We start from the raw sequence: 25,635 nt of genomic DNA on the forward strand, positions 1-25,635 counted from the left end.
TTCTAAAACATATAAGAGAAAGAGGCTTCCAGCTTCGCCGGAGCCAGTGCGATACGGCGGTAATGCCGCAGAAAGACATCTTCGCCGGGCGGCGGCGCGGGATTCCAGCGCGTATCGTTCATGTAATACAGGCCGATGCCGCCTTCGAGCGAGAAATTCCACCGCCTATGCAGCATCCACGAGTAGCCCGCGCTGGCACCTACGCCGACAGTCCAGCCGTTGTAGCGTTTGTTCCGGTTCCCGACGCGATACTGTGCGAGGGCGGAGTGCACGCCCCAAAAGAAGCCGACGTGCGGCTCGAAGCGCCAGCGGCGCACACCCACGACGGCTCCCAGCACTTTGGTTCGCAGACTTTCGGTCGAGATCGGGTTCCAGTATGCCGACGCTTCGACAGACCATTTTTCCGATACGGCCACATCTACGCCGGCATGGACGGTTCCCGTTGCCAGTCCCAGCGCATTGACGCGCACGGCCGTATATTGAGCCGAAGCCGCGTTCGCCGCGAGGACGAACAGCAGCAGTACAAATAATCTTTTCATTGCGTTTTTATTTTGTTGGAATGAGTAACCGCCGCATCCGGCAAAAGGTATCGGCGGAGCGTTGAGAGAGGTTAATAGGTCTGAAATTCGGGAACGACATTGCAGTTTTCCCATGCGGTAAAGGAATACTCCGGCTTCCGCGACAGCTCCTTGCGGGGATAGTGGCCGATGAAGTTGCTCCACCAGACGGCGACCGTTTTCCCTCCGATCCCCTTGAACGTGCAGCGGCTTCCTATCGGAACTACGAACGCCTGTTTTTCCTGATCGATCCGGTACGCGCCGTCGCAACTTATCTCGACCAGATCGACATGGGTATAGATATAGACGGCTTCCTGCACGAAGTCCACGTAGAGCGTATCCCGAAAAATTTTCATGGGATGGCGGTAAGGGTTTTCCGCTGAGACGAACTGCGTGAGGCCGCGATCCGCATACCAACCTCCGACTTTCGATCCGTCCACCGGTTTGAGAGGCACGAGCGGCCCGTCGTCCAACGACAATATCATCATGCGATTGTCTTCGGACGTATAGGAGGAACTCCATTTTACGACCGTCATATTCTCTTTGTCGACGCTTCCCCGACCGCGGTGGGTAGTCCCACGCTTCCAGTAGGTATATATCGTCAGGAGATTATAAAAGTCGTGCGTAAACGTTTTCGTATAGCTGTACCCGTCCGTGTTGCTTACAGCCACCTCATAGACGAGGCAATGATTGTCGGCGGTATAGCAATCGCCGGGGAAGTAGTCCACGGAGAAATTGTAAACGCCCGAAGGGTCGTCGAGCGGGAAGGTGACGGACGAGGTGAGCGGCTGCCCGTTGAAGAAGAAGGCCCCGTTCTTTCCTGCGACGAAGCGAACCGTCGCCGAAAGGTCGCCGGCCTTTTGCGGATCGTCCACGGTGATCGTAAGCTGCCGGCCGGGGTCGTACAGACAATAGCCCTCGAACCGATAGCCCTCGTAAGGGAAGTTGTCCGAAATCCCGACCTCGAACGCATCTACACGGGTATCGACCGCGTTTTCGTCCTTGATGACGATATTGAGCGTATATACCGTATTGCGGCGCACGTCGAAGTTGGTCGTATTGTTCTCTCCCAGATATACGTCGTACGTCAGCAGTTTGCCTTCACGCTGCGCTTTGATCCGCAGGAAAGTCGCTCCTTCGGGTGCGTTGCCGGCACATTTCTGCTCCTGAGAGGTTATTCCCGGCACTTCGCCCCGACAGTTCTCCGCCAAGAAGAACGTGCGCGATGCCTTGCGGTTCTCATACGATGCGATCGCCGAAAGCTCGGAAGAGGTGAGCTCACGGGCCTGCTGATCCTCCGCAAACAGCGTGGTGACACTTGCCATATCCACCACCTGCACGGATTGGAGCTTCAGGTCGTAGTCCACCCCGTAGAAGGAGATGTTGCAGACGATTTTGGCCACGTTGCGCCGGACGGTGACCGTAGCCTCCGGCGTCCCTTTCCCGACCGTACATTCCGCATATCCGGACATGGGCAGCGACGTGTAACTTCGGGGTACGCGGAACTCATAGTCCGACAACGCCTCCCGGCTCATCGGGCCCATGTCTTCGTGCAGATTGGCTACGGCATACACATCGTACCGGCCGGCGGGAATGGAACGCTCCAATACGCCGCCCTGCACGTAAAAGTGCTGCGACGGGCGTATGCCCTGCGGATCGAAGAGGAAAACGTTCATGTCCTTGACGGCCCGTTCGTCCGCGGCCCGGGTAACCGCCTGCGTTTCTTCCGGACACACCCGCAGCGTAAAGCGGGTCACAGACTCCGCAGCCGGAACAATGTCTTCTTTGGAACAACCGACCGCCAAAGCGAGCAGCGGCATAATTAAAATCAGTAGGTTTCTCATAATGAAAAATGGAAAAAGGGGAAAGACAGGGACAATTGCACCCTGTCCCTTCCCTTCTGATGCTACATACCGATATTAACATCCTGATTGAACGGCCCTTCCCAGTCTGCGGGGGTGATCGTCACGGCCACGTCGGCTCCCGTCAGGCCGCTGATGTTCACCGTTACGCGGCGGTAGGTATTGCGGTTGATAGCCTTACCCGAATCCCCGGCAAGTTCGATCTCGTAACTTACGGGCATCTGATCGTCCGTCGTTCCGAAATCCCCGTCATGATCGTAAATGCCTTCGAGGGTCAGCAGTACGCTCTCGGCAGCCATGTTGTCCTCATTGCCGTAGATATAGAACAAATTGGCATATTTCCCGCTCTGCTCTTTCGCTGCCTGCGTATGGCTGAAAGTCTGTGCTGCGAACAGAGGCATGGTTCCCCCGGAATGTTCGCGGTTCTGGGTTCCTCCGGAATGCGACGTGCCGACGTCGAAATAGGAGACCGAGGATGCCGCACGGGAAACGGTCGCCGAAGCGATCCGCACGCGACCCGGATAAGTCGCGGCGAACTTACTGTCGGTCGTGGCCTGTACGGCTACTTTCGACACGAGCCTTTCGAGCGCGATCTGCACGGTGGTCGTCTGCCCGGCCGCAGCGATGGCCTTCGTGGCCGAGCCGGTCATAGTGAACCCTGCGGAGCGTTTGGCCTTCGTCGTCACCTCGTCGAACGTACCGTTATAGTCCGCGATCTCGCTCTCGGCCTGGCTTCGCAGGTCGTCCAGTGTGCCGATCCCGGAAAGGGCGCTGCCGTTGGCGATGGCATAGAAACTGTACGTTTGCCCCGGTGCGGCGTCCGGTACGGGAATGGTCGCCGTCTGTCCCGAAATCTCCGCAGCGGTGAAGTTGCGTTGCAGTACGGCGTCCCCGTTGCCGTCGAATACGAACAGCGTGAGCGTGCCTATCTTCTTCTCCCAGCTCTCGGCCGCGGCCGTCTGGTCGAAGAAGGCGCGGGTTTCGGGCGTCTTGTCCGTCAGGGTGATTTTCACTACGCTGCCCGTCGCCGAGTCTGCGATCTCGTCGGTGTGCTTGTTGCAGGAGGCCAGCATGGCCAGGGCAGCCGTGGCTGCCAAAATCATCTTTTTCATAGATTTAATTGATTTTATGCCGTTTCGTGCGGCGGTTAATAAAAAGTGGTGGATGAATGTCAGTCGATGATGAATTTTACGCCTATTCCGAACTGCGTGTGGAAATGTCCTGTCGTCGTGCCCCAAAGCACACGCTCGCGGCCCGATATGCAGAGCACGATGCGGTCGGAGATATAGGCTTCGGCCTCCAGCGTCACCGCGCCTCCGTAGAGGAATCCCTCGCGGCTTCGGATCGTGGACCCGTCGTACAGCATTTTATCTCCCCAGTTCACCGTCTCGTACCCCAACAGGGCCGATCCGCCGATGTAGAGGAAGAAGGTCTTGGAGCCGTCCGCGAGAAACTTATAGTAGTAGCCCCCTTCGCCCGTGAACTGCGCCACGGGGATACTCCCTGCTTTGTAGGGGTAATTGCGGCAGAGGTACTCCGCCCCGAAGACCCATTTGTTCGCACGGCCCGCATAACGGCTCATGGCCGCTCCGAAATAGTATCCCGTGGTGCTGCGCCCGGAGGCGGAGTACCAGCCGTCCGCCATGCCCGCGCGTACCTCCAGCCCCCGCATTCCGGGCAGGGTACGCTGGGCATGGGCCTCCGGAGCCAAAGCCAGACCGAGGGCCAGCGATAGCAGCAATGCCAACCGTTTCATGCTATTTGACCTTTAATTCGTTGATGACCTCGGCACGCACCAGATCGGCGTTTTCGACCGTAAAGGTCTGGTGGCGTCCGCCTTCTTTCTCGTAGAGTTCCACCACGAGGTGCTTGTCGTCGGGAATGGTGAACTTCGGAAGCGTGAAGACCATGCGCTCGCTGCTCTTGCCCCGAATCACCTGCACGTTGTTGTGGGCACGCAGGGGCCGGATGACCTGCTCCTGAATGGCCGTGCGCTTGGCGACCTTCTTATCCGCGATCTTGAAGGTGAGGTGATCGACCTCGAAAGGCACGTTCGAGGAGTTCTTCAGTTGCAGGTGGAAATAGAGCAGCCCGTTGTGCGAATAGATGCCTTTCAGTAGGTACTGGATACCGAAACGCTTGCAGCCGATATGCTTTACCTCGCGGCGGTCGTTCTTGTAGATCGACTTCATAATGAGCTTCACCAGCAGCGGCGATTCGCTCCCCAGCTCCTCCATGTAGATCTCCAGCGCGTTGTTGGGACGGTTCACCGCCTCGCCGTCGTGCAGGAAGTCGGTCATCTCGACCGACAGCTTCACCGGTTCGTCGGCATACTTGACGTTGAAGGTGTAATAGGCGCCGTCTTCCGTTATCACCGAGAGGTTGCTCTCGCGTGAGAAGTCGCGCAGGGCCGCCTTGACACGCAAAACGTTCTCCGTGCCGTCGGCTTTGGCGGCCAAAAGGTCTGCCGACCCCAGATCGACGTAGCGGATGGCCGCGGGGAAAATAACGTGCGTGGTCTTGTTGAAGGTCACCTCCAGCGCGTAAGGCGGGATCATGCGGTCGAAGGTCAGCGGACGGGTCAGTCCGCCGAAGTAGTCGCCCGTCGAGGGTGTCGCGGCAGCCGGTATGTCCGGCGCTGCGGTTTCGGCTATCTCCTGCGCCGAGGCGCCCGTTACGCATCCTAAAAGTGCGAACGATAAAAGGATTTTTTTAACTGCGCCCGGCTTGTTTTCCTTCGCTGCCGGCGAGCAAAGGTTTTGCGAGCGGACTGTACTCTCGATTTTCTTTCGGTTCATAACTCGTCTTTCTTTAATGTGTTCGGTTTATGGATATTCAGTGGCTTGCGTGTTATTCCAGCGGGGGCAGCAGCAAGACACGGTACCCTGCTTTGAGCGTCACCTTGACCTGCCGCATCTTCTGCCCGACGTACTGCGCCGTGCCTTGTATGACGCTGCGCCCCAGATCGGAGAGCAGTTGCGTTCCCGCATCGTCCGTAATGGTGATGCTGCTTCCCAATCCTGAACCCGCATTGGCGGCGATCTCCTTCACGGCGCTGATCTCGTCGGATGAGGGGACGCTGATGCCCTCGCCTCCGTCCATGTCATAAACCAGCAACTCGACCGGTATCACGCTGCCCCGGTATTGCACGGCATTGACCGTGATCATCATGCGTTCCCCGTCGATGCGGGCCGTGCCCGTAAGTACGGTGTTCGCGGGGATCAGCACGCCGCCGGCTCTCATCGGTTCGGTAAGGCGCAGGGGCACCTCCTTGCCGTCCGTCACGGTCGTCGTGCGATAAATGCAGGCTCCGATGCTGTTTTTCTGTACGGGGTTCTCGTTACCCGCCGCAGTATTGAATCCCCAGTTGCGGGGCTTCGTGAACTCCGCGACGAATACCGAGTCGGGCATCGGGGCCGCGAGGTACGAAACGACCTCTCGGCGCACTTGGGCGACGGGTTGCACGGTGCTCCTGCCGCTGCGGGATGCACCGCCCGTCGGGGTGGTCTGGACGGCTTCCGCCGCACCGCCCGCATTTTGCCCTCCGTTCATGTATTTCGAGGCCAGTTGGTAGGACTTTTCGATCAGTGCCAGTTGTTGCTCCTCGGCGCTCTGCCGGGCCTGTTCGTCCTCCAACTGCGCTTCGAGCCGGTCGATGCGTTCCTGCAACTCCTTCTCTCTGTCGCTTTCGGCCTCGTTCTGCGTCTCTTCATAGAAGCTGCCTATCTGACGGTTCAGGTCGTGGTACGCACCCACCGATGAGTGCAGGGTTCCGCTCTCGAAGCGCGAGGGTGCCTCGTAATATTCTACGGGTTTGGGGGCCATGCGCAGCTCCCTTTCCTCGCGTGCGGCCCGTTCCTCCTCGCTCTCGGGTTCCTCGCCCAGCGAGAAGGCGAAATCTTCCAGCGAGCGCATCTTGGCCTCCTGTTTGGCCTTCATCTCCTGCTGCACATAGGCGTCGCGTTTGTCGGCGACAATGCCGCTCTGCTCCGGCGTGGGCAGACTGGTATTGAGCCCCGCCTGTTCGGTGGCTTCCTCACCGCCCGAAGGGGCGAAAATGAGCCACATGATCGCGGCGAAGACCAGCAGCATCAGCGGGAAGACGATCATCTTGCGCCGCTGCTGTATTTGCTGCTCGGTAAGCTCCTTCGCGGGCTTCTCCGGCGCAGGCTGTTCGTTACTGCCGTGTTTCTCGTTCTCTTTCATAATCGGTCGTGTTTAATCGTTCGGAGCTGTCCGCCCCGGACTGTGTTCGTTCTGTTTCAGCGGGAAAGGCTGCTTCCTGCTGCAGCTTTGCATCTGAATTTCCGAAGGATTCCGGCTTGTGCCTTTGCTCCGGCTGCGGTGCAAGCCGTCGCAGGTGTTCGATCCGTATCCTCTCCCCGTCGTTGCGCCCCAGAGAGTAGATCGCCGAAACGGTGCTATACAGCGACAGTGCGGCGAAAAGCACGAAGAGCGTGACGATCGCATAGACTCGCATGTCGGGGCTGAGGGCCCCGCACAGGTGCCGCAGCCGATCCTCGATCCGCTCTCCGGCGCGTTTTATCCATTTCCGTATCATAATTTATCGTGCTATGACCCGCAGATCGCGGTTTTCGACGATCTCGAAGCGCTCCATCGTGAAGCCCTGCGGGTTGTTGTCCGAGCGCACCGAGTTGATGAGGTTGCAGCGCGTGATGAGCGAGCGTTCGGTGACGTTGCTCTCGCGTATGATCATCTGCCGGGCGTAGGTCGTCACGCGGTACGGATAGGTGTCGAAGTCGCAGACCACCGAATCGACCTGCACCTGCTGATTGATGTTGCCCGCCACCACGCGGTTGTAGTAACCCTTCTCCTGAAGATCCTGCGAGTAGTGGTAGGCGCTCTTGTCGCATAGGAACAGGGCGCGGTTGATGTTGCTCTCGATGGCCGCCCGGTCGGGCGCCAGCGTGAAGAAGAGCTCGTGGAAGCGGCGGACGTGCTCCCGCGCCTCGACGGGCCGGTTCTGGCTGAGGTCTTGCGAGAGGGCCAGCATCAGCGACTTGCCCTGATCGAGCACATAGATCTTCTCGCGTTGGCGCTGGGCGAACTGGTAGCTCTTCACGACGCTGAACACGGCCACCACGGCGCACAGTCCGAGGAAGACGAGCGTGAAGAGCCGTATCTGCCGGAAGCTCGTTTCGATGTTTTTCAACGATTTGAATTCCATTTTTTTGTCGTTTTATCGGGTTTGTCTCTTCTATTGAGCCGCACAGGAAAAGGTGCGGCTGACATGCAGCTTAACCGCTACAAAAGCGATCGGCTGCATTCCATCAATGGCCGCCGGACGACCCTCCGCCATCCTTCGTGGCGAGGTTATCGCCTTGGGGGCCGCTGTCGTCGCTCTCGCCGTATTTCGATTTGCCGCCGCGCCCAAAGGCTTTGCCGATCAAAGCTCCGGTCACGCCGCCCGCGACACCGGCAGCGAACGACGAAGCGCGGTTGACGCCGCCCAGCCCCGAACCGCCGCCCGCCTGCACGATCCACTCGGCTACGGTCGGCACTGTGAAATAGCCGATGATCCCGATAATCAGGAAGATGATATAGACGCCGTTCGAACCGTCCGGGATGTAGCTTGGGTCTTGCAGCGCCGCAATGTCGGCCTGAAGCATCAACACCTGTATCTTGGCCAGCACGGCCGAGAAGAGATCGGCTACGGGCAGCCACAGATAGACGCAGATGTATTTGGAGAGCCAGTGCGTGAGCGTTCCCTGAAAACCGTCGTAAACGGAAAGAGCGAACGACAGCGGGCCGAGAATGGAGAGCACGACCAGAAAGAACGTCCGCAGCGTGTCCACCGTGAGTCCTGCGGCGTTGAACAGCAGCTCGAAGAAGTCGCGCACCAGCTCTCGGAACCACATCTTGATTCCGTGCCACGTCCGCTCCCACCACATACTGATTATTTCGCCCAGATCCGTAATGCCCAGTTCGGCGAGCTGTTGGTCGTACACCTCGTCGTCCACCAGCCACGCCTTGCCTTCGCGCACGCGGGCCTCGTATTCGAGATCGTCCCGCTGCTTCTGGTAGGCGGCGATGTCCGTCGTCTGCCCTTCGAGGATGGCGTGCGTGCCCTGCACCACGGGCGAAAGCACGGCGTTCACCGTCCCCAGCACGACGGTCGGAAACATAATGATACACAGCCCGATGGCGAAGGGGCGCAGCAGCGGAAATACGTCGATAGGCTCGGCCGAGGCCAGCGCCTTCCATACCCGATAGGCCACGTAAAAAAGCGCTCCCAGACCGGCCACGCCTTTGGCGATGCCGACCATATCCCCGCACAGGGGCAGCATCTCCTGATAGAGATTGCGCAGCACTTGGTGCAGGTTGTCGAAATTTGTTGCGAGCGGTGTCATGGCTACCAATATCTTTCGGAGGGTTTGCCGTAGAGCGCCTGCACGCGGGCGGCATCGCCTTTGGACTGGCTGCGCAGGAACGAAACGGAGATCGCCTTGTCGGTATAATAGCGCGTGAGGTTACGGTAGCGCAGCATCCGGGTATAGATCTGATCCACTACGTCCATGCGCTCCTTGTCCGAGAGCGAGAGGCCGTTGCCGGAGGTCACGATGTTCTTCAGCTCCGTGACCAGCGCCCCGCCTTCCTCCAGCAGCCGGGCGTAACCGGCCGAGATTGCCGCCAGCTCGCCGGGGGTGAAGTTGCGGTCTGTGACCATACGGTTGAATCCCGACATGTAAATATCCGTGATCTCGCTGACCATCTCGATCGTGAGCTTCACCTTGCGGGCGTCCTTGATGATGTTGTGCACCGATTTCAGGGCGTCGTAATACGCCTTGCTTTGGTTATAAATCTTTACGCTCTCTTGCAGAGACTTAATCATGTTGGATGCCGTCGTGGAACTCTGCACGGCACTCTTGATGTTCTGTACGAGGTTGGACGGGTCGATGACCGTCCACTGCGCCGCGGCCCGCTGGGTGAAGCAGGCCAGAACGAGGCACATGAGCCATATCCATCGTTTCATTTTCTTTCGTTGTTTTATGGGTTTTACATTCGCGGGATTTTATTCCTCCGCGCGGTAGTAGTCGCCGTAGCCCGCGAGGGTCAGTACGTCGCGTTCGTGGTCGTAGGAAAGACCGATGCGGCCCCACAGGTCGAAGTAACAGAGGCCCCACATCTGCCGCAGCGGACGCCGCAGCACGGTCTTCGCATCGTAGGCGAAGGCCACGTGGTAGCCGCCGGCCCGGCGTGCTTCGTTGTGGTATATCCGTACCTCCGGCGACCCTTCGCGGCTGCACCAGCGGCCCGCGATCTCCGACATCCTGAAGTAGAGGTGCGAGGCCGGTATGGGGTATTCGTTATTTCTCCTGCACATGGCCGCCTCCCTATCTTTCGTTTTCCCGCTGGCGGGTGTAATCCTCTCCCGGCGATACCATCAGCGTATCGGTCTGCGTGTCGAGCGCCAAAATCGTAATCCGGTCGTCGGAGCCGTAATAGAGAATATCCCCGTCGAGCCAGACCAGCACATAACGCTCGCCGGTCGGACGGCCGTTGCGTTTAAGGTATCTGAGGACGAAGTGCTCCCCCGCGCGGACGATCTCGATGCCGCAGCGGTTCGGCGTGGACATCCACCTGCCGCACAGGCGGCCCATCTCCCGTTCCCTGCGCCGGAGTTCCTCTTCGCGCCAGCCGGACGTTACGATGGGTTCCCCGAAAGGAGCCGGTGCGGGGTCGGATGCCTCGTGTCCGTAGGCGGAAAGTCCGCAGGCCGGAGGGTCGCAGAGTTCGCGTATCTCGCCGATACCCGCGTGGTGACGGGCCAGACGGCGGAGTTGTTCGCAACTTATGATTTTCGACATGATGTTTTCGGTGTTTGCGGGGCGTCGGCCCCGGTTGATGACTATTTTTCGGCGAGCTGTTTGATCGCCAGCTCTATATCGCCGCCCAGAGATTCGGCCCGGCGCTGCACCTCGATCTTCTCGCTCTCCTCGGTCGTGTAGGCGAGATATTCCTGTTTACTGACCTCGGTGGCATAGACGGCGCTCTGCACGCCGCCCAGCCCGATCCAGACCTCCTTGTACTTGCGGCCCGGATGATTCGACATATTGATCGAAAGTATCTGCGCCTTCTCCTTGTCCGTAAGACCCAACAGGGTTTGGATGGCGTCGAAGCGGTTCATGAATTTGCGCTGGTCGAGCAGGATTTTGCAATCGCTGTTGTTGATGATCGCCTCCTTCACGATGGGCGACGAGATGATGTCCTGCACCTCCTGCGTGACCGTCACCACCTCGCCGAAGTGCTTGCGGACGGTCTTGTACAAATATTGGACGTATGAAGCCATATTGTTGGATGCCAGCGCCTTCCATGCCTCCTCGATAATCAGCATCTTGCGGATGCCTTTGAGTCGCCGCATCTTGTTGATGAAGACCTCCATCAGAACGATCGTCACGATCGGGAACAGCTCCTTGTTGTCCTTGATGGCGTCGATCTCGAAGACGATGAAACGTTTGGAGAGCAGGTCGATCTCGCTGGGCGAGTTCAGCAGGAAGTCGTAGCGCCCGCCCCGGTAGTAGGGCCGCAGCGTGGTCAGCAGGTTGCGGATGTCGAACTCCTCGCGCCGCACCTCGATCTCGCGGCTTTCGAGCTCTTCGCGGAACTCCCCCTTGAGGTACTGGTAGAAGGTGTCGAACGAGGGGCGTATCGAACGGTCGGCCCTGATGCGGCCGATGTAGCCGGCCACGGCGTTGCCGATCTCCGTCAGCTCGGTTTTCGACACTTTCTCGTCGGCGCTTTTCCATAGTGTCAGCAGCAGCGTGGCGATGCTGTCCAGCTTTTCCGTCTCGAACACGTAGTCGTCCGTGTAGAAAGGGTTGAAGCTGATCGGATGTTCCTCGGTGTAGGTGAAGTAAATCCCGTCGCCGCCCTTGGTCTTGTTGTGTATCAGCTCGCACAAACCTTGGTACGAATTGCCCGTATCCACGAGTACGATATGCGTTCCCTGTTCGTAGTATTGGCGCACGAGGTGGTTCATAAAGAACGATTTGCCCGACCCCGAAGGCCCCAGTACGAATTTGTTGCGGTTGGTGATCCAGCCCCGGCGCATCGGCTCGTCCGAGATGTCCAGATGCAGCGGCTTGCCGCTTATGCGGTCGCACATCTTGATCCCGAAGGGGCTACTCGACGAGCGGTAGTTCGTCTCGCCCGTAAAGAAGCACAGGGCCGGCTCGATAAAGGTGTAGAACGACTCCTCGGCGGGGAAATCCCCTGCGTTACCCGGCATGGCCGCCCAGTAGAGCGTCGCGGCGTCCACCGTGTTGTGGCGGGGGCGGCACTCCATCTTGGCGAGCTGGCTGCCCGCGTCGTTGCGGATGCGGCGCAGCTCCTCCGCGTCGTCGCTCCACGCCATGACGTCGAAGTGCGCCCGGATCGAGGTCAGCCCGAACGAGTGCGCCTCGTTCAAATATCGGTCGATCCACTCCTTGTTGATCTGGTTCGAGCGCGAGTAGCGTGCGAGCGAGTGCATGTTGCGGGCGCTCTTCTCGAAGCGGCGCAGGTTCTCGGCGCTGTCGTCCAGAAAGAGCCACTGGTTGTAGATGTGGTCGCAGGAGAGCAGCAGGCCCACCGGTGCCGCGAACGAGAGCAGGCAGTCCGAACGGTCTGTCGAGAGACGCTCGTAGCGGCTCTCCGTACTCACGCGCCCCGGCAGGTCGTCCGTGTCGGAGAGCGTGTGCAGGCAGACGTGCTTGTTGCCCACGCGGAACCCTTCGGCTTTCAGTTCCATATCCTGCAACACGGTCGTATCGTCGAGCGAGAGGGAGAAGTATTTCTCGATCAGCCCCGGACTGTCGGGTGTGCCGGTGATCTCCTCGTCCGTCAGGCGTGTGAGGGTCACCAGTCCCGAATCGTTGATAATGCGCTCGAACTGATCCACCGATTCGAGGAACGCGCGGGCCGTGTCCGGATTTACCTCTTTGGGAATGATGTTGCCCCGGCAGAGGGTCGAGAAGTCGGACTGCATGCGGGCCCGCTCCTTGGTCGTCTTGGTCAGGTAGAGGAAACATGCGTGGTTCAGAAAAGGGCGCTCGTTGAAGTGGCGCTCGTAGCTGCGCGAAAGGAAGCTCGCCTGCTCGCCGCCGATTTGGCTGCTCCTTCTTCCTTCTTGCCGGACGGAGCCGGATGCGCCTGCTTCTGCTTCGTTCGTCACCTCCGGACAGTATCGCTCGCGGATGAACCAATCCTGCTTCAGCACTACGCTGTATTCGGGCAGCACCTTCACGGCCTTGCACCAGGCCGCGTGCATCGCCTCGTACTCGGCACCCGTCACGGTAAAGAGTTCGGGCAGCTCGACGCGGAAGGCTGCCGTGATGTCGGCGTCCTTGCTGATAATACAGCCGCCATCGACCGCCAGCAGCGGGAACTTACTCTCTATGGTGGAGGCTTTCATTACGTTACGCATGACGCACCTCCTTCCTGCGGTTTAGGAAGCGGCATGCGCCTTTACGGTTTATCAGGTAGCGGGGACGGCGGCGTGCGGCGGCGAGTTTCATCAGTCCGTGCTCGCCGTACTTGGCGTTCATACGGAAGGTGTAGAACACCAGCGCCGAGGCGGCCCCCGCGCCGAAGCCGATGCACGCCCACTGATCGGCGCCCGCCGTGTAGAAGATGACCAGCAGCACGAATACGGCCAGCAGTCCTCCTGCGAAGAGGAAGAGGTACTGCGCCTTGAGCCCTTTGAACTCCACGCTGCGCCCGATGCCCTTATTGATCGTGTACTTCATGGCGGATACGCTTACAGGAAGAATGAACGCAGCACCGTGGCGCTTACGATCAGGAAGATGCACGCCCCGAACCAGCTCGCGGCGGTCTTGCTGGTGTCCGGGTCGCCCGACGAAAATTTGTTATAGACCTTGATTCCACCGATCAGTCCGACTACGGCTCCGATGGCGTAGATGAGCTTCGTGCCCGGGTCGAAATAGGAGGTGACCATGTTGGTCGCGTCGTTGATGCCGGCAAGGCCGTTGCCTTGGGCCAGAGCCGAGGAAACGGCAGACACGACGAGGGCTGCCGACAGCAGAACTTTCTTGTTTCTCATAGACTTCGGATAGCTTTTTTGTTTTGTGGCGCAGGGGGCGGATAAGCCCCTGCGCCGGGGTTCGACATGGATGTTTCAGTGGCTCGGAGGACAGGGCGTACCTATCCGTAATCTCTCTCTTTCATATTGTCTTGGTGTCGGTTCATGCGAAATCGCGGACATCGAACCCTTCGGGAACCGGCGCCTGCGGGGATGGGCCTCCCGCATCCTCCGCGGCGATCCTCCGTTGGAATGCCGTGAGGTAGGCGTCGATCAGACGACTCACTTTGTCGTTCCCGTCGGGAGCGGCCGAAACGATGGCCTCGAACATATCGGTCTGTTTCAGCCCCAGCAGGGTTCGTCCTGTCTCCTGCTGCTGCTCGTCTGTAAGGGGATTGTCGTGTGCTACGGTGCGGTAGGCTTCGCTGATCTGCTCGAAACGTACACCCTTGGCTAACGAACGGCCCGCAGGGGGCTGCGTATCGTCGTGTTCGTCCTCGTCCATCTCCCTCTCTATCTCCGCTTCGAAGTCCGGGAAAGGTTCTTCTTCGTAGAGCGGGGCCTCGTAGGGTTCCGGATCGTTGTTCTCGCCTGCGGGCGGGACGCCGAACACTTCGTCCAATTTCTCCGGCGGGATCTGCCGGGGGTGTTCATGCACACTTGCTCCGGCAAATATACCGGCTTTTTCGGCCTCTTTTACGTTTCCCGAACCTGTGGCAGCGGTTGGCGTCGCTTGGCTTCGATGTGGCATCGTAAAGCGGCTTTTGCCGATGATCGCGGGCCGCGCCTCCGCTTTCGGGGGCGACGCCTGCTTCGTGCCCGCTGTCCGCTGCCCGCGCAGGAACCAGCGGGCGACCCATAGCGCGTAGCCTGCGGCGAAGAGCGCGAGGGCGACCAGCACGGCGGTTCTCAGCGCGTCCATTGCTTTCGGCCTCGTGAGGGTTTGCGACTGCGGCAGTAGCGGTCGATGCTCTCTGCGTAGTCTTCGAAGTGGGCATGCAGCACGTTGTCCACATAGGCTATCATCGACACCGCTCCGCTCCGGGAGGTGATCTGCCGCAGTCGTTCGTAATGCTCCGGACGGATGCGTACCGTCTTGCCGGAACGGAAAGCGCCGTCCCATCGGTTCAGGACATAACGTCTCCGGTAGCCGTCGTCCTGCGCCGTATCGGGGCGGGGCTGCGGCTGCGGAGCAGTTCCCGCCCGGTGCGAACGCCGGCGGTGAATCGCCGCACGGCGGATAAAGAGGGCCGCGGCTGCGGCCGCTGCGGCCAGCAGGATGCAGGCCGTCGTCGTGTAGTGTGTCATAACTGAAAAGGTTTTAATGATCGGTTTGCAGTATATCGTCTATTCCGCTGCGGTACAGCTCGGCGATCTCGTCCTTGTGCTGGCGCAGATGCTCGGCCAGTACGTTGTCGATATATCCCCCTACGCTGATCTCCTTGCCCGCGAGCGCCAGCAGGTGTACCAGCTTGATGACGGAGCGGTGTATCTCCTGACTGATGTAAACGGGCTGCCGCGTCTTGAGTTCCCGGCGTTTGAGATATACCTCGTCGTAGCTTCCCTTGCGGCGGCGGGACTTGCCCTTCGCGGTGCCGTCGGCCGGTACGGCGGCCTCGTCCGCCACAGGCTCCTCTCCGTCCCTGCGGAATGCCGCCGGACGCTCTCCGGCCTCCTGCAACACGGCATTTGCGGGATCGGCCAGCAGGTCGGCATCCTTGAAGGACTGGATGATGAGCGATTCGTCCAGCGGCCCGGCTTTCATGCGCTTAGCCATTGTCGCGGAGGTTGAGCAGGGTCAGTACCTCGTCCGTCAGCGCCTCGATGTTGCTTCCTCTGAGCAGCGAACGGTCGGCCGGGAACAGCGTCGAGCGGAACAGCGGGCGGTGGCCTGCGGACAACTCGCGCCGGAAACGCTTGCTGTCGGGAATGAAGGTCTTCAGCACATGCAGGCCCAGCTCGGCGATCACCTGCTCGTACACTTCGTACAGCTCCGACTTCTCGCGCCCGTCCACCATGTTCCACACCAGATAGGTTCCCTTGATGTTCGAAACCCCCGTTTTGCGGATCACGTCGTTCACGACCGTCATGTAGCGCAGCGTGCTCTCCAGCACCACGCGGTCGGCACTGATCGGGGCGATGATGTAATCCATGTTGGAGAGGGCGCGGATCACCGACGGATTGTTGACCGTGCCGGGCAGGTCGAAGAATACGAGGTCGAACGCGGCCTGCCCCGTGATGCGCTCGGCATCGTCTATGGCCCGTTCCGTGCTGCTCTCCACGACCGGATAGGCTTTCTTGCCGAGGCGCGTGAACTGTTCGTAGGCCAGCGCCTTGTAATGGTTGTCTTCCAAAGCCAGCTTCAGGTCGCGCTGCCGCATCCCTGCGATGGAGTGCTGCGGGTAGTCGCAGTCCACGACCGCCACGTCGTAGCCCTTCACGTAGTGCAGGTACGAGGCGAACAGCACCGTGAGCGTGGTTTTGCCCGCTCCGCCCTTCTGGGTGGAAAAGGCCAGATAAACAGGTTCTTTTTCCATAAGCATTGAAATATTAAAGTGTTTGACCGTGTATGTAAACCCTTGCGGGTTCGTTCCTTTATGGCTGCGACGCCCCGTTTCTGTACGGGAACGGCGCTTTGCGGAAATGCGGCCGTATGCCACCATACCTTCATGCCTCCATGTCTGCATGTCTGCATTCCTGCATCTCCGTACGGCAATGCCTGCATCGGTATCGTCCGTCCATACGTCCGTGCATGAACCGCTATGGATTGTCCGTATATCTTTCGATATGGATATATGGATCGGCCATAGGTGTCGTGTGTCTGCACATACGCGCCGATACGCTTTCCGTACGTCGGTAATGAATCGTCGCAGCGTATCATTGCCGATTGTCCGCAACGGCAAAGAAACACCCTCCGGCACCCGGAGCGTGCGGCCGCGAACATTCGTGGCACCGTTTGGCGCAGGTTTGGCATAGGTCTGCGCTGCCTGCTGGCATACAACGGATTGCATAGGCCGGTATCTTTGTCCCGTGAACCGATTCCGGTCTTTACGGTTACGCCTCTTCGTGCTGGCCGGCGACTGTGGCGGGACTGCCTCCGCAAAGGGCAGTCCCTTGTGTCCGGAGAACATTTCATGTTCGGGACACAGCAAGCTGTGTTTTCCGTTACCCGAAACGATTTCGGTAACGGAAAACAGCTTGCCCGCAAGGGGGAGAAAGCTCCTCCGAAGTCGTCGCTTTTTACGGGGCGCCGCCGTGCGCCGGAACGGAATTTTTACCGCACCGGGGGCCTTGCGGCCTTCGGTAAAAATCGAAAGGCATGGAAAAAACCGAAGCCCCCGTCCGGGGCAGGGGCGGCAGGCCGCCCAAAACGGACACGGCGAAAAATTGCGTGATGGTGCGCTTCACGGACGGGGAATATGCCCGGTTCCTCGCGTTGTTCGAGCAGTCGGGCACGCTCTCGAAGGCCGCTTTCGTCAAAGCACGGGTCTTCGGCGACGAATTTCGGGTCATACGATCCGACCGGGGAACGATGGAATTCGCCGCGCGGCTGACCGCTTTCAACGCCCAATTCAGAAAAATAGGCGTGAATTACAACCAGATCGTAAAGGAATTGCACGCGCATTTTTCGCCTAAAAAGGCGCTCGCTCTGCTCTATAAATTGGAGAGCGAAACGCGCGAACTGGTCGCTGTGGGAGCGAAAATAGCGGCTCTGGCCGACGAATTTCGACAGCGATGGTAGCCAATATCACCACCGGAAAGGACATCTACGGGGCGCTCGCCTACAATCAGTGTAAGGTCGATCGGGGCAAAGGGGCGGTGCTTGCGACGAGTAATATCCGCGAACCTGCCGACGGACGCTTCGGCGTCGCGGCCCTCGCCGACGAGCTGCTCCGCTGGATGCCCTCGCACGTTCGCACCGAGAAACCGGTCGTCCATATCTCGCTCAACCCCGACCCCGAAGACCGGCTTTCGGACGATGAACTGACCGACATCGCCGCCGAATATATGGAGGGTATGGGCTGGGGTGGCCAGCCCTACGTCGTCTATAAACATACCGACATCGACCGCCCCCACATCCATATCGTCACGGTACAGGTGGACAGTACGGGGCGCAAAATAAACGACAGCCGGCGCAACGAGCGGAGCGTGGCCGAAACGGAGAGGATCGAGCGTAAATACGGCCTGCATCGCGCCAAAGGGCGGAAGCGGGGCGAACTGTGGCGGCTCGCGCCCGTGGAACCTGAAAAAGGCGACCTGAAGCGGCAGATCGCCTCGGTGGTGAAGCCCGCCCTCTCGATGTACCGCTTTCAGACCCTCGGCGAACTGCGGGCTCTGCTCGCGCTGTATCGTATCGGCGTGGAGGAGGTCGGGGGTACGCGGGGCGGACGGTCGTACCGGGGAGTGCTCTATACGGTGCTGGACGAGAATGGTGAGAGGACGCAGGCTGCGCCGCTGAAAGCCTCCCGACTGGGTGACGACGCCTCGCTGGCGAAGATCGAACGTGTCATGGCCTCTTCCGGGGAACAGATCGCAGGAAAGGAACTGCTCGCTCTGACACGGCACCGCGTCGGGGAAGCCCTGCTGGATGCGACGGACGAAACGGAGCTGCGCGAACGGCTTCGGGAGCGGCATATTGACCTCTACCTGCGGCGCAACGACACGGGACGGATCACGGGCGTCACCTTCATCGACCACGAAACCCGCTGCGTACTCAACGGCTCGCGGCTGGGCAAGGAGTTCTCGGCCAATGCGCTGCATGAACGGTTCGCCACCGGCCGGAACGCGGAACCCGAACGGCTGCGGCAGTCGCGGCGCAGGCCGCAAATTCGGAAGACACATCCCTCGCGCCGGAAATAGCCTCGCATCGAAAAGGGGCCGCCGGAAGTCCAGCGACCCCTCAGGAGGTTTTTGTTTCCGGATGAGCGCGGCTCATCCGGCGTGGGGGTTTTCAGTCGCTACGGACGCTGGTCTTCACGGCGCCGGGCGAACATAGCGAAATTGTCGCGGATGAACTCCTGCACGTCCGATTCCTTGTAGAAAGCCTTCTGGTTCAGCATCCGGTACTTTAGGCCGCACTTCGAGCGGTAGCGTTGCAGCGTGCGCTTGCTTACGTGCAACATCCGGCACAGGTCATAGTTGTCGAAGAGTTTCTCGCCATTCTCCAGCGTCGGATACTCCTGCGCTTTGGGCGGCTTCTGGCGTTGTTCTATTGCTTCGAGCCGCTCCATGATGCGGCGCATCCATATATCGAAATATTCTTTTTCCAGTAACATGATCTCTGATTTTTTTGATTCGTAATGATTCGTAGTGCTTCCGTTACTGGTGCATGGCACAGATCGCCGCGCGGCAGGTATCGCGGGTGTTCTTCGTTCCGGCGGGTAAAAACGCAGGAGGGCTTCGATGCGTTTACGCATCGAAGCCCTCCTGCTGGGGAAATTGAAGCATGCCACTCCCGGCCTGCCGTGTGGCGGTGGCATATCAACGGCCTCGCCCGCATATCCGCCCGCCTCGTCGGACGAACGGAGGTCGCATGCGGCGATGAATTGCAACGGCAATTATTCGGACGGCCGGTACGGAAAACTCCGCAATGGCTGTCCGCACTCCGAAATCCGCTCCTTCCGGCAACCCTCCGCGCTCCGGAAGCGCCGCCACCCTGCGAACCGAAAAAGCCTCCGGAACATACGCTCGAAGGCTTTCTATGGTATGGACATACAGGAACGATCCCCGCTGCCATTGGCTGCGGAGCCGTCGTCCGCAAGGGATCGGTACGGAATCTGTGTACGCTGCCTGCCTTTTATATCTGTTTTTGGCAACTATATCCCGCCTTACACCGCCGTACCTCCGAAACCCGACTGCCGAAGCGGGTCTTGTCCGAAGCCTCCGTCAAGGCGGTTTTTTTTGGGGGGGGGCTCCGATCTATAAACGCGGCTCTGCCGCGAACGCTCCGGCAGCCGGTCGTGTGCAGCGACTCGGAAAACCGACGGAGTGTAAAGCAAGGTATGGCTGCCTTGTTTTTCTCAGGCCCGAAAGCCGGCTTCAGATTCGTACCCGCCTGCGCCGCTTCTGTGCTTCCCCGTGCCGTCCAGCCCGAAGCGGCGGGCGATCTGCGAGACGTTGTATTTGATGTAATCCATGCTGCTGCACGCCTCGACCGCCTCCTTGTATTCGGCACGGGTGGCAGGCTGCTGCCCTCGAAGCTGGCCGAGCCGGATAGTTCCGGCCTCCTCCTTGTCGCATGAAATATCGTATCGCGCCAGCATCAGGTGCCGGTGGTATTTGCAGATATGTCCCTTCAGCCCGGAAAGACTCACGCTGCACGTCCGGCTGATTTCACAGCAGGAGAGGCGGGTCGAGCGATAGAGCTCGACGACCTCGCGGTATCGCTCCGTCGTCTTCGGTTGGGGATTCGGGATGCTGGAGCCTCCGGTCGATATGATCGGTTCATTTTTCATCCTGTAAATAGTCTGGAGTTCTTGGGTAGAGCCGCGTATTATCCTCGTTGTTTCCATCGGATAAGTACTTTTTCTGCAGCGATTTTCAGAACTACTTGATCGGTAGCCTGTATGCCTTGAAATAGTTCAGATGTTCGTAGTAGGAGACGATTGCGGGGAGCATCTTCGTCTGCCGCCGGGTAGGGGTGCGGCCTGCTCTGTCGGCAGCATCTCCGGTAAGCATACCCGCACGTCGGATGCCCGTTCCGGAACGGCACGAGTGCGGAATCGGCCGCTATCGCATTGCGGCAGGGCAGACCGTTTCTGTCGATACAGCGGTAGGGGACGCTGGCATCGAAACCCGCATCCGTGCATATATCTCTCGCGCTGCGCTCCGTCGTATAGTATATGCCGACCCGACTTCGTTCCGGAAAATTTTGCCCTGACTGTTATCCGGATCGGTCGTAACCGCAATTCCCTGCGTATAGGGTCAGTAGGTCAGTCCGAATGCCCAGAGGGGTATCGTGTTGCGGTGCCCGTACTCGATGTCATCCTTCACGAGGTAGGCGTTCCCGATGTCGCGGATCTGCTTCTGCGTCTTGTTGCGGCCGCCCACCTCGAACGTGAGCCCGCCGATCCGGAAGTCGGCCACCGAAGAAGAAGTTATGGTCTGCGCCGGAGCCAACAACGAAAGGAATACCGTTTCGCGGACGTTGCCCACGTCGGGCGTCGTGTCCGAGAGGGCGTAGGCGAGGTTGGTGTTGTTCAGGTATATCTTGTCCACCTTGCCCAGCGCGCTGATCCCATGCGTGTCGTCGCGCAAAATATTGATAAGTTGCGCCTTTTCCAGATAAACCATCAGATCGGCCACCATGTTGCGGTTGATGTTCAGGTCGCGGGCCAGCTTCGAGTAATTGGGCTTGAAAGGAACGCTCTGCGCGACGATATAAAGCAGCTTTTTGAGCTTCTGAGCCGTGGAGGTCGTCATCTCGGCAAACGCGGGAATGTCGTTATCTACTACCTGATTGATGACGCTTAGCAACCGGAGGTAGTAACCGCTCTCCTGAAAATAGGGATAGTAGCCCTCCTTCAGGTACTCCTTGAACAGCGCCACGGGACGGTGTTCCGCATAGGGGAAGTCGATCTTGTTCTGTACGACCTGTTCGAGCGTATGGGCGGGAATACGGATGCCCTTGCCGATAGCCAGGTATTCCCGGAACGAGAGCCCCGGCAGGCGGTATTCCAGCTTGCGGCGGCTCAGGTCGGCCCCGCCCTTCTCCAGATCGAGGATGGACGAACCCGTATAGCCCACGCGCAGCGTCGCATAGGTGTCGTAGATGTTCTTGATCTCGGTGGACCAGTTCTTATATTTGTGTATCTCGTCGATATAGAGCGCCTTGCCACCCTCCCGATAGAACTGTCCGGCCAGCTCCACGAGCGTATGCGTCGAGAAATAGAGGTCGTCGGCCGACACGTAAAGCGTGGCCGCCGCATCTTCGTGCAGCTTGATGTGCTGCAATACGAGGGTCGATTTGCCGACGCCCCGCGCTCCGAGGATAGCCACAAGGCGGCTCTCCCACAAAATCTTGTCGTGAATGTCGCGCACATATTCGGTCGGCGTGTTCTGAAGCCGCGTCCGGAAGGTTCTTATCAAAGTATCCATACTTACTTGCTTTGTCCGTTTTGCACAAAGATAACAAAATTGCACGATGTATAATGCAATTCCTATGCAAAAAAGATGGGTTTATACGGCAGCCTCGCTTCCGCATCCGACGGGACTGACTTTCCATGAAAAAGGGTTGCACTTTCGGAGCGATTCCAGTGGCAGCAGCTTGCACGGCACGGGGCGTCGCGCAGACGTCGGAGTTCCTTCGCTGCGATCTTCACGGCTTCGGCCTTGATACGGTCGTAGTTCACCCTGAACGTATTCTCCATACGGACAAGACATTGCGGGACGCTACCTGATACGCCCCGTCTTCATCTGCTGAGACAGCCCATGTTTCGAACCCGATTGTTTTATGAAATCATCCCCGTCAAAAGTATTTTTGGCGGGGATGAATTGCATTTTGGGAAATTAGAATCTGTGAGTATGACCCACCGTCCCCGGGCTTATCCTATTATTAAAATTGTTGGGAGGAGGATCATAATTGAATGAATAATTTCCTTCCGGCGGTTTGTTGACGATGGTGCTTTGCTGTTGATCGATATTACCGCCTGAAATCTCCCCGCTTTCCCTTCTTGAAATTCGATCAAAAAGGTTCTGCTGATCTTGTAGCGATAAATTGAATTTCTTTTTCATAGCAGTTTAAGTTTTAGTTTATTTGCGTACTGTCTGAACTATTAAGGCTCTTTAAATTTTTAGTTATAAAAAATTATAGCTTTAATATACGGGAGCCCACCCCGTATATCAATTTACGACAAAATACATTTCCTGAAAGTTGATCGTCAATTGTTTGAATTCAGCGGGAGGCAGTACACCCAATGTTCCGTCGAAGGGTATTCCCATCAACTGGGAATGGGGCATATCTTCGATTACATACAGGTTAGTCATCACACCCGTTTTATCCCCGATCGTCAGTTCCATCTGCGGCAGTATGGCGTATTCGAGTACCGGATTATATCCGGTCGCGGTTTTTCCGCGTTTGCGTCCGTGTGCCTGCAACGGCGGAAGCCGGTTGCGATGCGCCTCATGGAATTCCGGTTCGACGGACGATTTCGAGGCTCCCGTATCCCAAACCATCGTTGCGGGGATTCCGTCCAGTTCGACCCGAATGTAAGGCACTTTGTTGAGCATCAGGTTCCGGGGAGCGTCGGGCGAAGAGACCGTCCGGGATCTCAAATGCAATTTCCGAAGTTCGTAGTCCAGTTCGATTTCGGAGAAGAGTTGCAATATGTCGTTTCCGAGAATAAGACCGCAATCCGTAACGCCCGTATCTCCGAGCGGCAGAACCACGCACGGAACATGGACGAACACGGCTGTTCCCAATCGCAGGGTGTCGAGCAATGCGAGAGGACACCGCGTTTCGTTGAATCGGATCGAATCCGCCGACATGGGCAATTCCAACTGAGATGCCAACTGTTTATCGATGATCGTCATCTGACCTCCGGAGTCGAGCATCGCTCCGATTCGTTGCATGCCGCGGACGGCCGTGAATTTGATTTGTTCGTCTTCGACGCCGAACGGTATGTCGTAATTCGCGTCGGCATCCGATATACCCATTCGAGGCCACTGGGATTTCAGCCCGAAAAGGACGGCATTGGTCTCGAAAGCAGTCCGCGTCCCCTCGTCCATATAGTCCCGGCCTTGCGCAAGCAGGCTCGTACAAATATCGTGGGCAGCTTTGAAGTGTCCGAGTTTCGCCAGATTGTCGGACATCATCCAGAACAATGAGAAAAAGTTGCCGCCCATTTGGGCGTTGTACTCATCGTACATGTGCTGGATTTTCTCGACGGCGCCCGCCGGATTGTTGAAATTATGGTCGAGCAGCGCCCCCGAGAACAGCCGCATGTAATCGCTCAGGCTGTCGGCACTCTGTTCATAACGGGCTCTCGTTTCGAACCAGTCGCTTCGGGAGATAGCCTCTCCGATTGCATTGTCATACGGGTTTTCTTGGGCGGCCCCGATTTGCGCCAGAAGGACTGCGAACAGCAGACCGATGATTTTACGAATAACCATGGCTTTATCATTTTGAAGTGGATATATCGACGACAGAAACAATTTCCGAATAATCGCTGCTATGGAAAATCAGCCTTTCCGCAAACAACCCATCTATAATGGGAATGAGACTCTTTTCCTCGATATGGCATTCTTTGGCCAATTCAGCGAGTGAAATGACTTCCTCATTGGCTTTTTGCAATACGTTCCACTCCGTCGAATGCGTATCGAATTCCAACTCATTTATCAGTGTTCCATTGCAGTATTCTTTATATATAGCCTTATCATCGTAGGAAACGAAAAGATAGGAATAATGCTGGCTTTTATAATAATGTTCGATTTCTATAAATTTATCCCACAATAAATTCTGAGATAATTTCAGATGTTCAAGAAGGATGATCTTGGTCTCGGCCTGCAAGTAATTTCGTGGCAGAAGCATAGACATCGGATTTTCAGCCCATCGGTATGGCAATTCGTCCTTTATCTTGTTATAATATGGACTGGACTTGATTACAGCTAATTGAGATATGTTATGCTTGAAAAAGTTTTCGGCATAAAAGAACCTTAAAAAATGCAGATTGTCAATGCTCTCGATTATATCGTCTTCCGTTTCTTCTATCAAGCCCCGTAAAACGTTCGCTCCGTTTACATGAATTCTGTACTTATAAGCGAACTTGATGAATAAGAGATTACTGGAAAATGTATTTTTCTTGTCGATCTTTCGTAAAAGATTGTCTGAAGGAGATTCATATCCGATTTGCACATGATTGAATCCAGCCAAAGCCATCTTCTTTACAATCCGTGCATTGACTCCGTGCGATATGATTTCACCTAAATCGATGGATAATCGAGGATACTGCTCTCTGATTTCCATCAGTCCGTCAAGGAAAGCGTCGAAGCGAGCAAAGTCATTGTCGATAAGATCATTATCCAAAAACTGAATTCTGTAGATTCCGTACTTCTTAACCGAATCGGCGATTTCATCCAATGTGACGGCTATATCTTTTTTCCGGAATTTATAACCCATGTTTAAGTAGCAGAAATGACATTTCTTCCAATGGCAGCTTCTACTGTTTTCAAAAGATAACAATGCATATTGCTTGGGAACACCATAGCAGTCCATCTTATCGAAAAAATCGGAATAATCCGGCCGGAGGGCTTTAGACGATAAATCGGCGAACTCCATATTAGGTATTCGGGATGTCAGAATTTCGCCATTTACCCTGTACGCTATGTTGCCTATCGAGGATAATTCATCCGTTTTATCCTCGGAAATTTTCTCAGTCAAATGAAGCAGCGGAATCTCGCCTTCGCCCCACATAGCGATATCGAATTGTGCGAAATTTTGCAAATAGGCAATCGCCGCTTCTTTGGTGCCGATGCCTCCGACAACGATTACTGCAGATGGATTTTTCTCTTTGATTTTTTCTGCGATAATACTCGAACAAACCCATTGATACAAATTTACCTCCAGCCCGAAATACAGAATTTTGTCGAAATCGTATTTATCTATGATTTCATTCAACAGATCTTCGAACTTTTGAGCATATTGATGCATATGTTCATCCCAAAAATTAGGAGACATATTGATATACTGAGGTTTGATAGCCTTCAGCAAAACTTTCAGTCGATTATATGCACAAGTGTCTTTATGTTTGATCGCCAAATAATTGTAGTACAGCAACAGATGTTCGGCTCCTTCATCTGCCAAAGTACCGTCACTCCACATAAATTCGTTCTGGAGCTTCCGCAAATAAAGGTTCCAATATTCGATGCAGACATTGTATCCGAAATTTTGGAGATAGGCTTTTAACACCGACATAGCCGGCGAAGGCATATAAACATTTGCGGGAGGCGCCCATCCTAAAATGACTTGCTTTTTAGTTTTCTGTCCTTCATTCTCCATGGCAGCAGTTCGTGTAATAGGTTAAAGTCTTTATTTTGAACAGATATTCGTACTTGGCCTGCAAGAGTTGCGAACGGGCCTTGACCTGTGCGGAGACCGCGGCGTTGTAGTCCGTTACGGTCGCGGCGCCGAGGTCGTACTTGCGTGCGATCTGCCGGGCGGCCTCCTCGGCCGAGGCGA

29 protein-coding genes are annotated in these 25,635 nt (G+C 57.1%); 2 read left to right on the plus strand and 27 right to left on the minus strand.

All coding sequences use genetic code 11. The features are described from left to right. Positions 1–2: 2 nt before the first annotated feature. The 19 genes from BN3659_RS13160 to BN3659_RS07230 form a co-directional block, all read right to left on the minus strand. Entirely contained in the window at positions 3–539 is a 537-nt protein-coding gene (locus BN3659_RS13160; RefSeq protein ID WP_171847729.1) for a DUF3575 domain-containing protein, read from the minus strand. 71 nt (positions 540–610) lie between these two features. Then, positions 611–2,401, minus strand: coding sequence for a DUF4906 domain-containing protein (locus BN3659_RS07145; protein WP_091535686.1), 1,791 nt, complete (start codon positions 2,399–2,401; stop codon positions 611–613). 62 nt (positions 2,402–2,463) lie between these two features. Beyond that, on the minus strand, positions 2,464–3,531 hold the full coding sequence (locus BN3659_RS07150; protein ID WP_091535687.1) for a fimbrial protein: 1,068 nt from the start codon (positions 3,529–3,531) through the stop codon (positions 2,464–2,466). Positions 3,532–3,590: 59 nt separating this feature from the next. After that, positions 3,591–4,175 carry a conjugal transfer protein TraO gene (locus tag BN3659_RS07155; RefSeq protein WP_091535688.1) on the minus strand — a complete coding sequence of 195 codons (585 nt, stop codon included), beginning with the start codon at positions 4,173–4,175 and terminating at the stop codon, positions 3,591–3,593. A 1-nt stretch (position 4,176) separates the two neighbouring features. Continuing rightward, positions 4,177–5,217, minus strand: coding sequence for a conjugative transposon protein TraN (traN, locus tag BN3659_RS07160; RefSeq protein ID WP_091535690.1), 1,041 nt, complete (start codon positions 5,215–5,217; stop codon positions 4,177–4,179). Between the two features lie 52 nt (positions 5,218–5,269). Next, positions 5,270–6,625: a conjugative transposon protein TraM gene (traM, locus tag BN3659_RS07165; protein ID WP_091535692.1), complete on the minus strand. Its 1,356-nt coding sequence runs from the start codon at positions 6,623–6,625 to the stop codon at positions 5,270–5,272. Then, positions 6,597–6,980 (minus strand): TraL conjugative transposon family protein, encoded by a 384-nt coding sequence (locus BN3659_RS07170; RefSeq protein ID WP_091535693.1) that lies wholly within the window; start codon positions 6,978–6,980, stop codon positions 6,597–6,599. The genes traM and BN3659_RS07170 overlap by 29 nt, the downstream gene beginning before the upstream one ends. Before the next feature lie 3 nt (positions 6,981–6,983). Next, positions 6,984–7,607, minus strand: a complete 624-nt coding sequence (gene traK / locus BN3659_RS07175; RefSeq protein ID WP_091535695.1) for a conjugative transposon protein TraK — start codon at positions 7,605–7,607, stop codon at positions 6,984–6,986. Positions 7,608–7,710: 103 nt separating this feature from the next. Further along, positions 7,711–8,790 carry a conjugative transposon protein TraJ gene (traJ, locus tag BN3659_RS07180; RefSeq protein ID WP_032135175.1) on the minus strand — a complete coding sequence of 360 codons (1,080 nt, stop codon included), beginning with the start codon at positions 8,788–8,790 and terminating at the stop codon, positions 7,711–7,713. A 2-nt stretch (positions 8,791–8,792) separates the two neighbouring features. Then, positions 8,793–9,413, minus strand: coding sequence for a DUF4141 domain-containing protein (locus tag BN3659_RS07185; RefSeq protein WP_091535697.1), 621 nt, complete (start codon positions 9,411–9,413; stop codon positions 8,793–8,795). A 39-nt stretch (positions 9,414–9,452) separates the two neighbouring features. Continuing rightward, a complete protein-coding gene (locus BN3659_RS07190; RefSeq protein WP_032135173.1) occupies positions 9,453–9,764 on the minus strand; it encodes a DUF3876 domain-containing protein in 312 nt (103 codons plus the stop codon). Positions 9,765–9,774: 10 nt separating this feature from the next. After that, positions 9,775–10,248, minus strand: a complete 474-nt coding sequence (locus BN3659_RS07195) for a DUF3876 domain-containing protein (protein WP_091535698.1) — start codon at positions 10,246–10,248, stop codon at positions 9,775–9,777. Positions 10,249–10,289: 41 nt separating this feature from the next. Continuing rightward, a complete protein-coding gene (locus BN3659_RS07200; RefSeq protein ID WP_091535700.1) occupies positions 10,290–12,845 on the minus strand; it encodes a TraG family conjugative transposon ATPase in 2,556 nt (851 codons plus the stop codon). Beyond that, on the minus strand, positions 12,838–13,167 hold the full coding sequence (locus BN3659_RS07205) for a DUF4133 domain-containing protein (protein ID WP_091535701.1): 330 nt from the start codon (positions 13,165–13,167) through the stop codon (positions 12,838–12,840). The genes BN3659_RS07200 and BN3659_RS07205 overlap by 8 nt, the downstream gene beginning before the upstream one ends. Before the next feature lie 11 nt (positions 13,168–13,178). After that, on the minus strand, positions 13,179–13,481 hold the full coding sequence (locus BN3659_RS07210) for a DUF4134 domain-containing protein (protein WP_032135169.1): 303 nt from the start codon (positions 13,479–13,481) through the stop codon (positions 13,179–13,181). 142 nt (positions 13,482–13,623) lie between these two features. Further along, positions 13,624–14,382: a hypothetical protein gene (locus tag BN3659_RS07215; protein ID WP_091535703.1), complete on the minus strand. Its 759-nt coding sequence runs from the start codon at positions 14,380–14,382 to the stop codon at positions 13,624–13,626. Beyond that, positions 14,370–14,768, minus strand: a complete 399-nt coding sequence (locus tag BN3659_RS07220; RefSeq protein ID WP_091535705.1) for a DUF3408 domain-containing protein — start codon at positions 14,766–14,768, stop codon at positions 14,370–14,372. Before BN3659_RS07220 ends, BN3659_RS07215 begins: the two co-directional genes overlap by 13 nt. A gap of 13 nt (positions 14,769–14,781) precedes the next feature. Further along, positions 14,782–15,237: a DUF3408 domain-containing protein gene (locus BN3659_RS07225; protein WP_091535707.1), complete on the minus strand. Its 456-nt coding sequence runs from the start codon at positions 15,235–15,237 to the stop codon at positions 14,782–14,784. Next, complete coding sequence (locus BN3659_RS07230) at positions 15,230–15,997, minus strand: ParA family protein (protein ID WP_091535708.1); 768 nt, start codon at positions 15,995–15,997, stop codon at positions 15,230–15,232. Before BN3659_RS07230 ends, BN3659_RS07225 begins: the two co-directional genes overlap by 8 nt. Before the next feature lie 782 nt (positions 15,998–16,779). Between BN3659_RS07230 and mobA the strand changes: the two genes are divergently transcribed. Together mobA and mobB are read left to right on the plus strand one after the other, a co-directional pair. Beyond that, the gene (gene mobA / locus BN3659_RS07235) at positions 16,780–17,202 is read left to right on the plus strand and encodes a conjugal transfer protein MobA (protein ID WP_032135164.1); all 423 of its coding nucleotides are present in this window, start codon (positions 16,780–16,782) and stop codon (positions 17,200–17,202) included. Then, the gene (mobB, locus tag BN3659_RS07240) at positions 17,196–18,320 is read left to right on the plus strand and encodes a conjugal transfer protein MobB (RefSeq protein WP_091535727.1); all 1,125 of its coding nucleotides are present in this window, start codon (positions 17,196–17,198) and stop codon (positions 18,318–18,320) included. Before mobA ends, mobB begins: the two co-directional genes overlap by 7 nt. Before the next feature lie 98 nt (positions 18,321–18,418). On the opposite strand, the gene BN3659_RS07245 is transcribed toward mobB, so the two are convergent. The 8 genes from BN3659_RS07245 to BN3659_RS07270 all read right to left on the minus strand — a co-directional run. Next, positions 18,419–18,736, minus strand: a complete 318-nt coding sequence (locus BN3659_RS07245; RefSeq protein WP_032135162.1) for a helix-turn-helix domain-containing protein — start codon at positions 18,734–18,736, stop codon at positions 18,419–18,421. A 744-nt stretch (positions 18,737–19,480) separates the two neighbouring features. Further along, positions 19,481–19,972: a hypothetical protein gene (locus tag BN3659_RS07250; protein ID WP_191442135.1), complete on the minus strand. Its 492-nt coding sequence runs from the start codon at positions 19,970–19,972 to the stop codon at positions 19,481–19,483. Positions 19,973–20,006: 34 nt separating this feature from the next. Further along, the gene (locus tag BN3659_RS13600; protein ID WP_262480984.1) at positions 20,007–20,138 is read right to left on the minus strand and encodes a hypothetical protein; all 132 of its coding nucleotides are present in this window, start codon (positions 20,136–20,138) and stop codon (positions 20,007–20,009) included. Between the two features lie 246 nt (positions 20,139–20,384). After that, on the minus strand, positions 20,385–21,557 hold the full coding sequence (locus tag BN3659_RS07255; RefSeq protein ID WP_032135154.1) for an ATP-binding protein: 1,173 nt from the start codon (positions 21,555–21,557) through the stop codon (positions 20,385–20,387). A 411-nt stretch (positions 21,558–21,968) separates the two neighbouring features. Continuing rightward, a complete protein-coding gene (locus tag BN3659_RS12855) occupies positions 21,969–22,193 on the minus strand; it encodes a hypothetical protein (RefSeq protein WP_141427633.1) in 225 nt (74 codons plus the stop codon). Between the two features lie 108 nt (positions 22,194–22,301). Next, a complete protein-coding gene (locus BN3659_RS07260) occupies positions 22,302–23,570 on the minus strand; it encodes a retropepsin-like aspartic protease (RefSeq protein WP_091535729.1) in 1,269 nt (422 codons plus the stop codon). A gap of 7 nt (positions 23,571–23,577) precedes the next feature. Continuing rightward, the gene (locus BN3659_RS07265; RefSeq protein WP_141682530.1) at positions 23,578–25,455 is read right to left on the minus strand and encodes a B12-binding domain-containing radical SAM protein; all 1,878 of its coding nucleotides are present in this window, start codon (positions 25,453–25,455) and stop codon (positions 23,578–23,580) included. Continuing rightward, positions 25,445–25,635, minus strand: a 191-nt coding sequence (locus BN3659_RS07270; protein WP_171847730.1) for a TolC family protein, incomplete at its 5' end; no start/stop codon positions are given. The genes BN3659_RS07270 and BN3659_RS07265, both read right to left, overlap by 11 nt.

The organism is Alistipes sp. CHKCI003 (assembly GCF_900021155.1).
In the GTDB taxonomy this organism is placed as follows: Bacteria; Bacteroidota; Bacteroidia; order Bacteroidales; family Rikenellaceae; genus Alistipes; species Alistipes excrementavium.